Here is a 15,181-nt window from a genome sequence, read left to right as displayed (position 1 = left end):
CAACAATGGCATTCATTGCGGAAAATCTCGCGCCCATCATGTTTGCGGCGCTCATCATCGTGCTTTTGCTCGGCTACCCCGTCGCCTTCGCCCTGGCCTTCGTCGGCTTTTTCTTCGGCTTTGTCGGAATAGAGCTCGGCCTGCTGCCAGTGACGCTGTTCCAGGCCATCCCCGATCGCATATTCGGCCAGATGTCGAATGAAACGCTGCTGGCCATCCCGTTCTTCACCTTCATGGGGCTCATTCTTGAAAAGAGCGGCATGGCGGAGGACTTGCTGGACACGATCGGCCAGCTGTTTGGACCGGTCCGCGGCGGCATCGCCTTCGCCGTCATCTTCGTCGGGGCAATTCTGGCCGCCACCACCGGCGTCGTCGCCGCCTCGGTTATTTCGATGGGCCTCATCTCGCTTCCCATCATGTTGCGCTATGGATATGACCGCAAGGTCGCCGCCGGCACGATTGCGGCTTCCGGCACACTGGCGCAGGTCATCCCGCCCAGCCTCGTACTGATCGTGCTGGCTGACCAGCTCGGCCGTTCAGTGGGCGACATGTACAAGGGCGCGCTCGTTCCGGGTCTCATGCTCGTGGCCGCCTATACGGTCTATATCATCGTGACCTCGATCATCAGTCCGACGAAAGTCCCGGCCCTGCCGCCGGAGGCGCGGACCCTGCGCGGCACCAAGCTCTTGCTCAAGGTCATAACCTCGCTGGTACCGCCGCTCGTCTTGATATTCCTCGTGCTTGGCACGATCTTCCTCGGCATCGCCACACCCACGGAAGGCGGCGCCATGGGTGCTGTCGGCGCGCTCGCCCTTGCGCTTGCCAACCGCAAGCTCAATTTCGGGCTGATCCAGCAGTCTCTGTACGCCACGGCAAAGCTGTCGTCCTTCGTTCTGCTCATCCTGCTCGGCGCGCGTGTCTTTTCCCTGACCTTCTATGGCGTGAACGGCCATGTCTGGGTCGAGCATCTGATGACGTCGGTTCCGGGCGGCGAGATCGGCTTTCTGATCGTCGCCAACCTGCTGGTCTTTTTCCTGGCCTTCTTCCTCGACTATTTCGAATTGGCCTTCATCATCATCCCGCTGCTGGCGCCGGTCGCCGATGCGCTTGGCATCGATCTGATCTGGTTCGGCGTGATGCTGGCCGTCAACATGCAGACGTCGTTCATGCACCCGCCCTTCGGTTTTTCGCTGTTCTTCCTGCGGTCCGTTGCACCCACGCGCGCCTACAAGGACCGGATCACCGGACAGACCATCCAGCCGGTCACCTCGTCCCAGATCTATCTGGGCGCCATTCCCTATCTGTTCATCCAGCTGACCATGGTCATCATCATCATCGCCTTCCCCGGCATCGTGATGCACTACAAGTCAGGCGTGAAACAGGCCGATCCTTCCGCCGTCCATATCAATGTACCGATGCCGGGCGCAGGTACGGACGCCGATCCTTTCGCCAATCCTTTCCTGGCGCCGGGCAACAGCGCACCGAGCTTTGGAAAGCCGGGCGCGCCCTGACAATCGGCCGGGCGCGGAAGCGCCCCCCGTAACAAACATCGCTGACATTCAATAGGAGGAGGTAATCTATGAAGGTCAACCCAGGTCGCAGACAACTCTTGTCGGGCGGCGTACTTGCAGGAGCGGCTGCGGCTGCTTCGGCACTTGCGACACCCGCCATAGCCCAGTCATTGCCAACTATTCGCTGGCGTCTCACGTCCGGCTTCCCGAACAATCTGGACACGATCTATGGCGGCGCCGTGGTCATGGCCAATGCATTGAAGGCCATTACGGGCGGCAAGTTCGAAATCCAGGTCTTTCAGGCTGGTGAAATCGTTCCAGGAGCCCAGGCCATCGACGCCGTAAAAGCCAATACCGTCGAGATTTCCCATACCTGCGGCTACTATTTCACGGGGAAAGATCCGACATTCGCCATCGGTTCGACCATCCCCTTCGGCCTGAACGCCCGCCAGCAGAACGCATGGCTCTACCATGGCGGCGGCAACGAGGCTTACAACGAATTTCTTTCCGACTACGGCGTCATCGGCATTCCCGGTGGAGCGACGGGTGCCCAGATGGGCGGCTGGTATCGCAAGGAGATCAAGAGCCTCGAGGATATCAAGGGCCTGAAGATGCGTATTGCCGGCGTCGCCGGACAGGTGCTCGCCAAGCTTGGCGCGGTGCCGCAGCAGCTTCCGGGCGGCGACATCTATCCGGCGCTGGAACGGGGCACCATTGATGCCGCGGAGTGGGTCGGTCCCTATGACGACGAAAAGCTCGGCTTCTACCAGATCGCGCCATACTACTATTATCCCGCGTTCTGGGAGGGTGGACTGACGATCCACTTCTTCATCAACAAGGACCAGTATGCAGCACTGCCTGATGAATACAAGGCAGCGCTCGACACCGCCTGCAAGGCCGCCAACATCAACATGCAGGCGCTGTACGACGTCAAGAACAAGGATGCGATCCGCTCGCTGGTTTCCAAGGGCACGCAGCTTCGCCCGCTGCCCCGCGATGTGCTCGACGCCGCCTATAAGGCGACCTTCGAGCTTTATGACGAGTACACCCAGAAGCATCCCGCATGGGCCAAGATCTATCCGGGCTGGAAGAAATTCCGCGACGAGAGCTTCGAATGGTTCCGCGTCGCCGAATATACCTATGACAGCTACGGCTATGCCATGCAGACGGCCGGCAAATAAGCAGGCATAGACTTTACGAGGCCCCTGGATGGCGACATTCCGGGGCCTCTGGCCTTTGGCGGCTATTCTTTGATAAGCCCGTTATCGATCGCATAACGGATGAGACCGGCAGTCGTCGCTATATCCAGTTTCCTCTTGATGTTCTTGCGATGGGTTTCCATCGTGCGCTCGGCAATGTCGAGCGCCAGCGCAGCGTCACGATTGCTCTTTCCGCGCGCGATCAGCAGCAGAACTTCCTGTTCGCGTGTCGTCAGCGCCTTCAGCCTGCCGGACGCCCCCTCCATTAGCACATCGCGAACGCCAGAGGAAAAATAGGTGCCGCCGGCAGCCACGGTTTCGATTGCGGCGACTATTTCTTCGGTCGCCACGTCCTTCAGAATGTAACCGGCCGCACCATACATCACCGATGTCGATATATATTCCCGGCTGTCATGCATCGACAGCATCAGCACCCGGGCGGAAAGCTGCTTTTCCTTGAACAGTTCCAGGGCATCGATGCCATTGATCTGCGGCATATTGATATCCATCAGCACCACATCGGGCCGCGTGGCGACAGCCGCATCGATACCGGCCATGGCGGATACCGCGGTTCCAACGACTTCGAGATGCTCGTAAGTCTCAAGGACGGCCCTCAACCCGTCCAGAACCAGAGGATGGTTGTCGATCAACAACACACGGATGGGATGAACGGTCACTCGGCGGCCTCCTGTAAGCCGTCATTGCGATCCTTCATGGCAGTGATGGGCAGCACCGCGCGCAGAACGGTTCCCCTGGCGGAGCTTTCGACATCCAGCCTGCCGCCGAAATGCGTCATGCGTTCCTGCATGTTTCTCAAACCGAGCCCCTTGCTTGCCGGCATCCCGTTCTCCTTCCGAACGGCCGGAAATCCACGACCATTGTCGCTGACATCCATCTGGACCCGTTCATCGCGGCTGGAAAACCGGATGGCGACCTGCGTCGCGCCGGCATGGCGCTCGATATTGGTCAACGCTTCCTGTGCGACACGGTAAAGCGCAACCCGCGCCTCCGGGACAAGCATATGCTTGAAGGCCACGGATTCAAGCGTCGCCGCAATTCCCGTGCGTTCGGAAAAACTCGAGATCAGGGATTCCAGAGCTGCCGTCAGCCCCAGATCGTCGAGGACACGCGGGCGAAGATCGTGCGAGATGCGGCGGACTTCCTTGATCGCTTCGTTCAACGCAATGGCGCCTTTGCCGATCGCCTCGACAGCCCCGACATTATCCGGTGTAACCTTGCGCCGCGCGAGATCGATCGCGAAACGCACGCCGACGAGATTTTGGGAAATGCCGTCATGCAGTTCCCGGGCAATGCGAAGGCGCTCCTCCTCCTGCGTATCGATGATCCTTTGCATCAAGTCCTTGAGCCGGCCATCCGCCAGCCGCTGCTGGCGCAGATTGAGCAGCATGCAGGTGGCGAACACCAGCAATACGGCGGGAACCGCAAACAGGGCGACGATCAGGAAGTTCCAGGTGATTGAATGCCGCAACTCCTCCTTCGCCGCCGCCGTTGTCGCAAAAACGTCGTCGAGGTAAACGCCGGTACCGATCATCCAGCGCCATTTGTCGAGGCCGGCCGCAAAGGAAAGCTTGTCGGCCATTTTTTTGGTGGAGGGTTTTTCCCACTTGTACTGGACCAGCCCTCCCCCCTTTTTCGCCTCGACGATCAGATCGTAGATCACCCGGTTGCCATCGGGATCGTGGAGATCCAGCCAGTTGTTCCCCGGACGGAAATTCTGTCGTGGATGGACCACGTTCAGCCCGTCATAGTCATAGACGAAGAAATAGCCGTCAGTGCCATAGTCGAGACCGGTCAGGATGCGCTTGACCTCTTCCTTCGCGGCCTCGTCATCCGGTCCTGCCCTGTCATAGACCGAGCGGATCGCCGAAAGGGCGAGATTGGTGAGGTTGAGGAGTTCAGCCTCCTTTGCAGCGAGCATGTTTCGTTCGAACGCATCGATGCTCGTGCGCGCCAGCGTCATAGACTGCCACGTGATCAGTGCGGTAATGACGATAATCGCAAGAACAAGTGGCCCGATGGCCAATGCGAGAATCTGGCTCCTGAGTTTCATGCCCCCTCCCGACACATCCATCTTGTGCTCTTTACTTCACAAAACTTAATGCCGCAAATGAGAGACATTGGAAAGCGACCCGCGCGACGCGACCATGAGTGACCTATTAAGGCCTGTTCCTGAAGAGCGGCTTTCAATCAAGTCCGGAGAGCGCCCGGCAATCGGCGCTCCCGTTTTCGTCAGGCCTGATCCAGGGCAAGGGTCAGGTCGGCGACAAGATCGTCGGGATGTTCGATGCCGATTGACAGCCGGATCGTGGAATCCAGCACACCGATGCGCTGGCGGATATCGGCAGGAACTCCCGAATGTGTCATCGTTGCGGGGTGAGATGCGAGAGACTCCGTGCCGCCGAGGCTGACCGCGAGTTTGAATATGTTGAGCGCATTGAGGAATTTGAAAGAGGCGGCCTGCCCGCCGGCGATGTCGAACGAGAAGGTCGATCCCGCGCCGGAGCATTGAGCGGCAAACACCTTGCCAGCGGCAGATGCCGGATCGCTGAACGGAAGGTAGTGGATTTTCTCGACCTTGGGATGCGCATTCAGGAATTCCGCCACGACCCTGGCGTTGCTGTCCGCCCGCTCCATCCGGATCTGCAGCGTCTCAAGGGAACGTCCGAGCATCCAGCACGAGTGCGGATCGAGTTGCGTGCCGATTGCTCCACGCAACGCCTTCACCTGCTTCATGACATTCTTCCGACCGAGCGCCGCCCCGGCAATGAGATCGGAATGCCCGCCAACATACTTCGTCAACGAATAGAGCGAGATGTCCGCGCCATGCTCGATGGGCCGCTGGAACACCGGGCCGAGGAGCGTATTGTCGCAAGCGATGATCGGCCTGTGCCCCTGCCTCTCGCTGATCGCGTCGGCGACCCGGCTCATCATCGCGACATCGACAACGCTGTTTGTCGGATTGGCCGGCGTCTCGATGAGGATGACGGAGACCCTGCCTTTCGCCATCGCCTCTTCTGCGGCAGCCATCACCGAAGTCTCGCTGACGCCATCGGCAAAACCCACTGCCGAGACGCCGAAATTATGGAAGGTCTTGGCCAGCAGCGTCTCCGTGCCGCCATAAAGCGGTTGGGAGTGGAGCACAGTATCACCGGGCCGGACGAAGGCGAAAAGCGTCGTCGAAATGGCGGACATGCCGGACGAAAAGAGCGCGCAGCTCTCCGTTCGCTCATAAACGGCAAGACGATCCTCGACAATCTCGCTGTTTGGATGGTTGAAGCGCGAATAGACGAGGCCCGCGCCCCTGCCTTCGGGCGGCTCCTTGCGGCCGGAGACGTAGTCGAAGAAGTCACGCCCGTCTTCCGCCGACTTGAAAACGAAGGTCGATGTCAGGAACACGGGAGGCTTTACGGCGCCCTCCGACAATTCCGGATCATAACCGTAATTGAGCATCTGGGTTTCAGGATGGAGGGCGTGGTTGCCGATGTGGGTTTTGGACGGATGCGGCGCGGTCATTTCCGATGATCCCTCAGCTGGTGTTGAACTACCTGCAGGTTACACGCAGTGAAACCAAAATACCTTGCATTCTGAAGCGTCGAGTTGTCTCATAAAGCAATATATTGCGGAGAACGGTCATTTATGTCGCAAAAAATTGCAGACCCGATCGACAGGCGGATACTCAGGGAATTGTCTGCCGATGCGCGGATCACGAACAACGAACTTGCCGAGCGGGTTGGACTGTCAGCATCGGCGTGCCTGCGGCGGCTTCGACGCCTGGAAGAGATAGGCGCCATCAAAGGGTACTCCGCGATCATTGATCCGGCAATCGAGGGATGGACCATGACCGCCCTTGCGTCCGTCCGCCTCAGCCGCCAGCACGATGACGAAATCCGGATGTTCGAGGCGGCCGTTCTTGACTGGGACGAGGTTCTCGAATGTCATCTGGTCACGGGTCCGAGGGACTACATGCTCAAGGTCATGTGCGGTGGGCTGGAGGACTACGAGCGTTTCATCAAGGACAAGATTGCAAAGCTGAAATGCGTCGAGACCATCGAGACCAGCTTCGTCATGAACACGATTAAAGCGCGGCGCATCTGAACGTCATGGCCACGGCGGCAATCCGCTTTCTCATCAAGCCTTCCGCCCATCGGCGCTAATCGTTCCCGATTGCTTCAAGCCAGATGCTGACGGCGACCGCTCCCGCATCGGGATGTCCCATAGCCCGCTCGCCAAGATAGCTCGCGCGCCCGAGCCGCGGCTTCATCGACGTCGTCGCCTCGGCGCCTGCGACACCTGCCGCCAAAGCGGATCGCCAGGCGTCGTCGGCCGACGCTCCGGCTGCGAGCTTATCCCGGAACGTTGCTGCCGCCGGGTGAAGCGCATCTATCATCGTACGGTCTCCCGGCTTCGCACCGCCGAGTTCTGAGACCGCGAGAACGGCCGCCACGAACGCTTCCGCCATCTGTTGGGCCGTCGGCTTTTCGATCCCTGCAAGATGGCGCGAAGCGCGCATCAGGCCCGTGGCGTAAAAGGGGCCCGAGCTTCCGCCGATTGCCTTCCGCATCGCATTTGCCATCTCCATCAAGCCGCCGGATATATCTGCGAAGCTCCGCCGTGGCAGCGCCAGTATTGCTTCGGCGCCGCGCACCATGCTTGTTCCAAGGTCACCGTCGCCCGTAACACTGTCCAGTTGCGTCAGTTTGGGCTCCGCAGCGATCAGTGCACCGGCGACCCGCTCCGCGGCGGAACGCAGTCGTTCACCGGCGACCGTGACGCTGCTTTGCGCGGTCACGCTCGTCTTGACGCCTGCCGAAGGCAAGACGCGGTTGCGGTTCACCACACCGCCGCGCGGCCATGCACCGGCGTCGGTTGGCGCATCCATGAGATTGAGCATTGCGTCGTCCACCTGCATGACCGACAGAGAAAAGCCGGGCATATCGAGGGCGGAGAGAAACGTGCCGGCCCATGCCCTTTCGACCACGACGCGCTTTGTCTCCAGACGTGTGACGGCGGATCGCGCCACGACCGCAAGTTCCATTGGCGGCGTCGATCCCAGTCCGTTGACCAGAAGCGCAACCCGGTCGCCGCTCTTCAGCCTGCCATCGGCTTCGATCGTTTCGAGCACCAGCTTCACGAGCTCGTCCGCCGGTGCGATGGGCATCCGCCGAACGCCCTGTTCTCCATGGATGCCGAGCCCGACTTCGATTTCAGCGTCGCCAAGGACGAAGCCCGGCCTGCCAACGGCAGGGAGCGTGCAGGAGCCCAGTGATATTCCCATGGAAGATAAGTTTCCAGCGGCTTCCCGGGCGATGCGGGCCACCTCTTGAAGGGAAAGTCCCTGCTCCGCGGCCGCGCCAGCGAGCTTGTGAACAAGCACTGTACCTGCAATACCCCGGCGGCGATCGTCGAGAACTGTATCCTTCAACGCAACGTCATCGGCAACGACCACTATCTCGACCGGAATTCCTTCAGCCCGCGCCAGCTCGGCCGCCAATCCGAAGTTCAGTCGATCACCCGTATAGTTCTTGACGATAACCAGAGCGCCGGCCGGTCCGGCCGCAGCCCTGATGCCGGCAAGAACCGCATCGGTGCTCGGCGAAGTGAAGACATCGCCTGCCACCGCAACGGTCAGCATACCCGCGCCGACATAACCCGCATGAGCTGGTTCATGGCCACTGCCGCCGCCCGACAGGACCGCCACCCTGCGCTTTTCCGGGTCCGGAAGGCCAGAGCGGATGACGACATTCTCATCCGCAAGCAGGACCGTCGCGGGGCTGAGGGCCACCACGCCCTCAAGCATGTCCCGCACAACGGTGGCTGGATCGTTGATGAGCTTCTTCATGCCTTTACTCCTCGATGCAGTTCGTCGACCGGCGGGGACGCGAACGTGCCCTCCCGAAGGTGAACAAGCACGATCTCCCGGTCAATTTCAAGTTCCGGGCATTGGAACTGGTAACATCGATTGAGGGTATGCGAGGCAAGCACAGGTGCATATCCGCCATTGCCTCTCGCGGCGGAGACGTTATCATGATGGCGCTGTAGGACGGTAAGCTTTGGGAGGAGCGATACGTGAGACGGATGTGGCCAGACGAATTCACCTTTCTGCTGGACGGTGCAGAAGAAGTTGACCTACATATTCCATCGGCGGCGCATGACGATGGTTCGCCCGGGAAAACAATATCCAGAAAGGCCTTGAAAGCCCGTATCAGCCAACAGGATTTTGAGAATATCTGGCATCTCGCAGAGGCCCGCTACCGGCTGGGCGGCAGATTGTCAGGCAAAGCGATTACGCTGATCGCCAACAACCCCCATTACCAGAACTGGCACCCCGCCGACGGCGGCAGCATCGAAAGCGTCTCCGATAGCGGTCATAAATACACGACACGCTATGTGATCGTGCACTTTCTTCTGGATGATGTCAGCGAAGCTGTCGAAGCCTGAAATCCGGAAAGGCGGCTCTTTTGTGCGGGCGCAGCCCGCAAGCCGTTGAGGGCCGAGCGTATTACGGGGGGAGACGATGGACAAGCCACACCCATGGCGACATATGGCGAGCGCGCCGAAAACCGGAGATCGGATCCTCATCACGATACGGTCGTCCGAACAAGGGCCGTCCCAGGTAGACCTCGCCTATTGGTCGAAGGGCGACCAGTACGGCTCAGAGGGCTGGCGCGCTTCGGACTCTTCGCCGGGGCGCATCATCGAATATTCGGAGTCGGAATTGAAGTGCTGGATGCCTATGCCTTCAGCCAATATCGATGGTCTTACGATGCCCGCTCCCTGGGAGGGCGAGGACGACCGGGAGCTTGATGGGTCTGGGATCTGAAAGTCCGGGTTCGATCAGTGCTTGCCCGAGCCAACGGTTCATTCCAGCCTCAATCCGCCGCGACTATCGAACTGTTGCCGAATGGGGACATGGCGTCGCAGGCCCGTCGATCTGGCTCCGCCAAAATGGGCGATGGCGCCGGCGGCTCAAGCGGACTGATCCTTATCCTAAAAATTATGAACTGGTGATTTTGTTCTCTCAAACTGATGCTTTCCCAAATCAAGGCAAGGGCGTCGCGTCACTCGGTTCGAGAGAGGATAGGATTTTTCATGCTGGAACTCCCGAATACGTCAACAATCGAAGGCAATGCTGTTCGGTGGGGGAAGATCGGCAGCGGCCCGCCGCTGGTCGCCGTTCACGGCACACCCTTTTCTTCTCAGGTCTGGCGTAAGATCATCCCGCATTTTGCCCATGATCGGACCATCTATTACTTCGATATGGTTGGCTATGGTCAGTCTGAAATGCGCGAAGGACAGGATGTTTCGCTCGGAATACAGAATAATGTTCTGGAGAACTTGTTTAAAGAATGGAATATTGAACGGCCAGAGATGCTGGCCCATGACTTTGGCGGGGCAACCGTCCTTCGTGCCTACTTTCTCAACGGGTTGCGCTATTCCGCCTTAACGATCTTCGATGCTGTCGCTTTTGCCCCATGGGGGTCCCCTTTTGTGCAGCATGTTCGTCAGCACGAAATGGCGTTTTCCGACATGCCAGCCTACATGCATCGTGCCGTGTTGCGCGCCTACCTACAATCCGCCGCGCGCAATCCATTGTCGGAAGAGGCGCTGAAAATATACAGCGCGCCTTGGACTGGTCCTGTCGGGCAGCCTGCATTTTACCGGCAAATCGCGCAAATGGACCAGCGTTTCACAGATGAAGTCGAAACTCTTTATACCCGAATGGACTGCCCGGTAAGCGTACTTTGGGGAAAGAATGACGAATGGATTCCACATCACATGGGCGAGCGTCTGGCGGCGTTGATTTCCGCTAAAGACTGTATTTCGCTACCCGAGACCGGCCACCTTGTTCAGGAAGATTGCCCGGAAGCAATTGTCGCCGCAGTCTTGAGGAGTTTCAGGTGACCGTAAAAGTACCGAACAAGGCCACTTTAACGGTATAATTTCGCAGAACAAAGGCCACCGAATAAGTCTTCAGCCCTCGGTCACATCGCTGAAATTGTTACCTTCAGGTCGTTAATCAGTGTCGGCACCAGTTCTCCGACAGTCGGATGGATAGGCACCGCCCAGCGGAGTTTTTCGGTCGTCGCCCCCAGGTTCATGGCTTCCAGCACCCCGTAGATCGCTTCGTCACCCCCGACCCCCAGAAAGGCGGCGCCGAGCACCCGGTCGGTGTCAGCGTCGGCGACGAGCTTCATGAGGCCGAGTATTTCACCTTTCTCGACGGCTCGACCGACACGGCTCATAGGTCGGGTCGAGACCTTGACCCGGTGGCCGGCCTCCTTCGCCTGACGCTCCGTCATGCCCACGCGCCCGAGAGGCGGATCAATGTAGAGGCCATAACCGAGGATGCGATCGGACAATTTGCGATCGCCGCCGTCGAGGAGGTTCGCGGCGGCGATCTCGAAATCATTGTAGGAGGTATGCGTGAAGGCGCCTCGTCCGTTGCAATCGCCAAGCGCCCAGATACCTTCGACATTCGTCTGAAGTCGCTCATCCACCTGAATGAATCCATGACGATCAGTCTCTACGCCCGCGAGATCGAGGCCGAGATCGTCGGTATTCGGCTGGCGCCCGAGGGCGACCAATACATGGCTGCCCCGGACTTCGCCTTGATCGGACCGCACGACGACGTCTGAGCCGTCCATGGCGACTGACAACAGTTTCTGGCTGAGAAGAACGTTGACGCCGTCTCTTTTGAGGATATCCGCAATGGCTTCCGAGATATCTCTGTCCTCCCGGGGCGCAAGGTGCGGTCCGCGCTCGACGACAGTGACCGCCGCGCCGAAGCGCCGATACATCTGGGCAAATTCCAGTCCGATATAACTGCCGCCGAGGACAACCAGGTGTCTTGGCAATTCAGCGAGTTCGATCATCGAAGTGCTTGTGAGATACGGCACGTCGGTCAACCCCTGCACATCGGGGATGTGTGGTCGCGCGCCCACGTTGATGAAAATCTGCGGCGCCGTGTAGCGTGTACCGTTCACATAAACGTCCTTCGCACCGGCGAATTGGGCCTGGCCATAAACCACATCCATCGTTTCGAGGCTATCGAACCAGGACGCCAGGCCGCTTCTCGCATCGAGGGTCACCTTCCTGGCGCGGGCCGCCACGGCCGACATATCCATCGTCGGCTCACCAGGAATAGTGACCCCGAATTCGGATGCACGCCGCGCCATCTGGGCGGTCTTGGCACAGGCGACCAAGGCCTTGGTCGGCATGCACCCGGCGTTAACGCAGGTTCCGCCGAGATACTTCCGTTCGATCAGGACCACCTTGCGGCCCATCGCCGCCATACGAGCGGCGAGAAACGGCCCGGCCTGTCCGGCCCCGATGAAGATTGCGTCGTACTCTCTCATGACACGGCCACCACGACGAGAAGCGCGAACGCTATGATAACGGTGTCTTCGACCAGCGCCACGGGGAGCTCAAGCCCGAAACGTTTAGCGAGCCAGAAGCGACTGATCGCACCGCCCAAGGTTTCGGTGACAGCGCCGATGACGCCCGTGAAATGCCTCGGAGCCACCATTCCTGCAGTTGCGGCGGTCATCGGGCGGCCGGTAGAACCCGTCACGGCCCGGAGCAATCCAGTGAAGAAAAGAGCGTTCCGGAAGATATCGAACCACCCAAGATACCTGCCCCAGGCGATTGTGAAGGGAGTGGCCCTGGTGGGCGGGTCGACGGCGATTCTTGAGGGAACTGGGAAAAGAACGAGCATTCAAGTTCCTCTGAAAGTTTAGTAAATCAAGAACGTGCCGCTGGCATGCTCGGCAGACACATGGTGACAACCCCGCGGCGGCCAGCAACGTGCGAGGGCGTCATTTCAAGGGAAAGCGTGCCTCCATCCCGAATCCTCCACACCTTCTCAGTACTGGCTCAGTACTGTCTCAGTACTGGCTCAGTGGTCAGGCTCGTCAGGATACCACGTTCCATCTACGACGGCGATTGCAACATTTCGCGCGCTGCCACCCAAAAGGGCGACATAATTTTATCAAAGCAGAGATATTTTTTTGCCCGCCTCCCTGCGCTTGATCGAACAGGCTTGCTTGGGCCTGACATTTCCAGTCAAGTCCCGCCGCGTTGTTTCCGGCGTCTAGCCACGATCACCTGATCTATAAGGGCGCTCCCGGCGCGACCCCGCAAGAAGGATCTACCGGGCTCTGACCGGAGAATGGAATTTTTCCGGTTAAAGCCGCAACGGTTGCGCGTTGTACCGGCAAAATCGGAGAATAACCGTTCACGAACGTTTCGCATTCCGGCATATGGTAAAGGAGAAACGGGGAACCGAGCGAAACATATATGGTCGGAAGATAGTCCCACAATCTTTCCATCGATGCGGGAAACGGCCCGTGCAAATCTGCCCACCGCGGACCAAGGTGTTCCCTGGCGGACATCTCTTCTTCAGCGAGAACATAGACGCCAACGTCATATAGCGCCGCTTCTATTTTCTCGCCAGGCCGCAGAATTGTCACATCAAACCCCGCCTCTCGAAGAAGCTGGTCAAACTGAAGTTGTGCGATCGGACCGGAAGGGGTCGTTCGCAGCAGGGCACACGACCAGGCAGACACGCTTTTAAGCAACCGGTCGGCTGTTTCGCGTTCCGCAATTACGGTTCAGGGTGGAACATGAAAGATATGGAGGTCGCATATAGACCAAATCTGGTCGATGCATGATCCATGCCGCGTCTTCCTGTCAGCAATACTGCATTATGCGGGCAAGATGTTCCAAACTTTCAAAGAAGCTACGGGGATTTTCTCCGTCCTGATTTGCTGCCGTCCGCAGCTCGTGTCACCCAGACGGAAAACTCGTTATCATTGGAGAACACTATGAGCGACAGCGGCATTCCCGTTCCCGAAGGTCCAACCGAACTGATCGATACAACTTACATGGTTGGACAAGACAACATCACACCCCGGATCGGGCCGTTCGGCCTCGACGTGCATAACCCTGTTTTCCTGATCTCGGGTCTGACCATCGTTGGCTTCGTCCTGCTGACGCTCGCTCTCCAGCAGTATGTGGGACCGCTCTTCTCCGCCCTGCGCGACTGGCTGACAGCGACCTTCGACTGGTTCTTCCTGGCTGCCGGCAATGTTTTCCTGCTTCTTTGTCTATTCTTGATCGTCTCGCCCTACGGCAGGGTCCGCATCGGCGGGCGCGATGCTTCGCCGGATTATTCCTATTCCGGCTGGTTTGCGATGCTCTTTGCTGCCGGTATGGGGATCGGCCTGATGTTCTATGGCGTCTCCGAGCCAATATCACATTATTCCTCCGCCGTCGCGGGGAATGCCGGAAGTCCCGAGAGTTGGGCGCCACTCGGAGGCGCGGCAGGGGACACGGCGACCGCCCGGCATATCGGCATGGCCGCGACGATCTTCCATTGGGCCCTCCATCCTTGGGCGATCTATGCGGTGGTCGCGTTGGCGTTGGCGCTGTTTTGCTACAATAAGGGCCTACCGCTCACAATACGCTCGATCTTCTATCCGATTTTCGGCGAGCGTGTCTGGGGTTGGGTGGGCCACATGATCGATGTGCTCGCTGTCTTCGCCACGCTTTTTGGCCTTGCCACCTCCCTTGGTTTCGGCGCGGAACAGGCAAATGCCGGCCTGAATCACCTGTTTGGGATGCCGGTCAACGACATCTCGAAGGTCGTCCTGATCGGTGTTATCACCGCTGTGGCCCTGACCTCGGTAGTGGCTGGGCTCGATGCCGGCGTCAAACGCCTTTCGGAGATCAACATGATCCTGGCCGCGCTGCTCCTGGCCTTTGTCGTGGCAGTCGGTCCGACGCTGGCCATTTTTACGGGCTTCTTCACCAACCTCTACGAATACATTCGCTACCTGCCCGAACTGTCGAATCCCTTCGGTCGGACCGACGACAATTTCCGCCAGGGCTGGACCGCTTTTTATTGGGCTTGGTGGATCTCCTGGTCGCCCTTTGTCGGCATGTTCATTGCACGCATCTCGCGCGGGCGGACGGTACGCGAGTTCCTCATCTGCGTGCTCATCATTCCCTCGCTGGTATCGGTCTTCTGGATGACGGCGTTCGGTGGGACGGCGATCAGTCAGATCGTGAACGATGGTTACCAGGCCGTGGTCGATGCTCCCCTGGAGCTTAAATTGTTCGCCATGCTGGAAGCCATGCCCCTGCAGGCAGTCACAAGCTTCATCGGCATCGTACTGGTCATCGTATTCTTCGTCACCTCGTCTGATTCCGGCTCGCTCGTCATCGACACCATCACCGCCGGCGGCAAGGTGGACGCACCGGTTCCCCAACGGGTCTTCTGGGCGACATTTGAGGGCCTCGTCGCCATTGCCCTTCTGCTTGGTGGTGGACTGGGAGCACTTCAGGCAATGGCCGTATCGACAGGCTTTCCGTTCACCATCGTCCTCTTGCTCGCCTGCTTCGCCATCCTGAAAGGACTCGCAAACGAACCGCGCTAAAGATTTGGAGATC

The 15,181-nt window shown here is 59.0% G+C and carries 13 protein-coding genes; 7 read left to right on the top strand and 6 right to left on the bottom strand.

What is annotated here, in order from left to right; translation table 11 throughout:
• Positions 1-5: 5 nt before the first annotated feature.
• A complete protein-coding gene (locus tag O9X91_RS17970; RefSeq protein ID WP_162520530.1) occupies positions 6-1,511 on the top strand; it encodes a TRAP transporter large permease in 1,506 nt (501 codons plus the stop codon).
• Between the two features lie 68 nt (positions 1,512-1,579).
• The gene (locus O9X91_RS17965; RefSeq protein ID WP_077983157.1) at positions 1,580-2,692 is read left to right on the top strand and encodes a TRAP transporter substrate-binding protein; all 1,113 of its coding nucleotides are present in this window, start codon (positions 1,580-1,582) and stop codon (positions 2,690-2,692) included.
• A 62-nt stretch (positions 2,693-2,754) separates the two neighbouring features.
• Here O9X91_RS17965 and mctR read toward each other — a convergent pair whose 3' ends face one another.
• The 3 genes from mctR to O9X91_RS17950 all read right to left on the bottom strand — a co-directional run bounded on the left by mctR (position 2,755) and on the right by O9X91_RS17950 (position 6,244).
• Positions 2,755-3,387 carry a two-component system response regulator MctR gene (gene mctR / locus O9X91_RS17960; RefSeq protein WP_077983158.1) on the bottom strand — a complete coding sequence of 211 codons (633 nt, stop codon included), beginning with the start codon at positions 3,385-3,387 and terminating at the stop codon, positions 2,755-2,757.
• Positions 3,384-4,781, bottom strand: a complete 1,398-nt coding sequence (mctS, locus tag O9X91_RS17955) for a two-component system sensor histidine kinase MctS (RefSeq protein WP_077983203.1) — start codon at positions 4,779-4,781, stop codon at positions 3,384-3,386. The genes mctR and mctS overlap by 4 nt, the downstream gene beginning before the upstream one ends.
• A 179-nt stretch (positions 4,782-4,960) precedes the next feature.
• On the bottom strand, positions 4,961-6,244 hold the full coding sequence (locus tag O9X91_RS17950; protein WP_077983159.1) for a cystathionine gamma-synthase family protein: 1,284 nt from the start codon (positions 6,242-6,244) through the stop codon (positions 4,961-4,963).
• 123 nt (positions 6,245-6,367) lie between these two features.
• Here O9X91_RS17950 and O9X91_RS17945 point away from each other — a divergent pair, with 123 nt between their 5' ends.
• The gene (locus tag O9X91_RS17945) at positions 6,368-6,826 is read left to right on the top strand and encodes an Lrp/AsnC family transcriptional regulator (protein ID WP_080794082.1); all 459 of its coding nucleotides are present in this window, start codon (positions 6,368-6,370) and stop codon (positions 6,824-6,826) included.
• A gap of 55 nt (positions 6,827-6,881) precedes the next feature.
• Here the strand turns inward: O9X91_RS17945 and O9X91_RS17940 are convergent, their stop codons facing one another.
• Positions 6,882-8,570, bottom strand: a complete 1,689-nt coding sequence (locus O9X91_RS17940; protein ID WP_142913305.1) for a dihydroxyacetone kinase family protein — start codon at positions 8,568-8,570, stop codon at positions 6,882-6,884.
• Positions 8,571-8,806: 236 nt separating this feature from the next.
• On the opposite strand from O9X91_RS17940, the gene O9X91_RS17935 reads away from it, so the two are divergent.
• The 3 genes from O9X91_RS17935 to O9X91_RS17925 all read left to right on the top strand — a co-directional run bounded on the left by O9X91_RS17935 (position 8,807) and on the right by O9X91_RS17925 (position 10,633).
• Positions 8,807-9,169 (top strand): hypothetical protein, encoded by a 363-nt coding sequence (locus tag O9X91_RS17935; RefSeq protein WP_142913306.1) that lies wholly within the window; start codon positions 8,807-8,809, stop codon positions 9,167-9,169.
• Between the two features lie 76 nt (positions 9,170-9,245).
• Positions 9,246-9,551 (top strand): hypothetical protein, encoded by a 306-nt coding sequence (locus tag O9X91_RS17930; protein WP_077983164.1) that lies wholly within the window; start codon positions 9,246-9,248, stop codon positions 9,549-9,551.
• Between the two features lie 269 nt (positions 9,552-9,820).
• Complete coding sequence (locus O9X91_RS17925; RefSeq protein WP_137411836.1) at positions 9,821-10,633, top strand: alpha/beta fold hydrolase; 813 nt, start codon at positions 9,821-9,823, stop codon at positions 10,631-10,633.
• Positions 10,634-10,713: 80 nt separating this feature from the next.
• On the opposite strand, the gene O9X91_RS17920 is transcribed toward O9X91_RS17925, so the two are convergent.
• Together O9X91_RS17920 and O9X91_RS17915 are read right to left on the bottom strand one after the other, a co-directional pair.
• Positions 10,714-12,087 carry an FAD-containing oxidoreductase gene (locus O9X91_RS17920; RefSeq protein WP_142913307.1) on the bottom strand — a complete coding sequence of 458 codons (1,374 nt, stop codon included), beginning with the start codon at positions 12,085-12,087 and terminating at the stop codon, positions 10,714-10,716.
• Positions 12,084-12,302 carry a hypothetical protein gene (locus O9X91_RS17915; protein ID WP_269834357.1) on the bottom strand — a complete coding sequence of 73 codons (219 nt, stop codon included), beginning with the start codon at positions 12,300-12,302 and terminating at the stop codon, positions 12,084-12,086. Before O9X91_RS17915 ends, O9X91_RS17920 begins: the two co-directional genes overlap by 4 nt.
• 1,252 nt (positions 12,303-13,554) lie before the next feature.
• Here O9X91_RS17915 and O9X91_RS17910 point away from each other — a divergent pair.
• Positions 13,555-15,168: a BCCT family transporter gene (locus O9X91_RS17910; RefSeq protein WP_142913325.1), complete on the top strand. Its 1,614-nt coding sequence runs from the start codon at positions 13,555-13,557 to the stop codon at positions 15,166-15,168.
• Positions 15,169-15,181: the final 13 nt, after the last annotated feature.

Source organism: Agrobacterium salinitolerans, from assembly GCF_027498475.1.
Classification (GTDB): Bacteria; Pseudomonadota; Alphaproteobacteria; order Rhizobiales; family Rhizobiaceae; genus Agrobacterium; species Agrobacterium salinitolerans.
The sequence above is the reverse complement of the archived record's forward strand: the minus strand, read 5'-3'. Positions and strand labels throughout refer to the sequence as shown.

Bases quoted from the DNA above. Each gene is read 5' to 3' on its own strand.
- O9X91_RS17950 (WP_077983159.1), bottom strand. From the start codon at position 6,244: ATGACCGCGCCGCATCCGTCCAAAACCCACATCGGCAACCACGCCCTC.
- O9X91_RS17945 (WP_080794082.1), top strand. From the start codon at position 6,368: ATGTCGCAAAAAATTGCAGACCCGATCGACAGGCGGATACTCAGGGAA.
- O9X91_RS17910 (WP_142913325.1), top strand. From the start codon at position 13,555: ATGAGCGACAGCGGCATTCCCGTTCCCGAAGGTCCAACCGAACTGATC.
- mctS (WP_077983203.1), bottom strand. From the start codon at position 4,781: ATGAAACTCAGGAGCCAGATTCTCGCATTGGCCATCGGGCCACTTGTT.
- O9X91_RS17970 (WP_162520530.1), top strand. From the start codon at position 6: ATGGCATTCATTGCGGAAAATCTCGCGCCCATCATGTTTGCGGCGCTC.
- O9X91_RS17940 (WP_142913305.1), bottom strand. From the start codon at position 8,570: ATGAAGAAGCTCATCAACGATCCAGCCACCGTTGTGCGGGACATGCTT.
- O9X91_RS17930 (WP_077983164.1), top strand. From the start codon at position 9,246: ATGGACAAGCCACACCCATGGCGACATATGGCGAGCGCGCCGAAAACC.
- O9X91_RS17965 (WP_077983157.1), top strand. From the start codon at position 1,580: ATGAAGGTCAACCCAGGTCGCAGACAACTCTTGTCGGGCGGCGTACTT.
- O9X91_RS17935 (WP_142913306.1), top strand. From the start codon at position 8,807: ATGTGGCCAGACGAATTCACCTTTCTGCTGGACGGTGCAGAAGAAGTT.
- O9X91_RS17920 (WP_142913307.1), bottom strand. From the start codon at position 12,087: ATGAGAGAGTACGACGCAATCTTCATCGGGGCCGGACAGGCCGGGCCG.
- O9X91_RS17925 (WP_137411836.1), top strand. From the start codon at position 9,821: ATGCTGGAACTCCCGAATACGTCAACAATCGAAGGCAATGCTGTTCGG.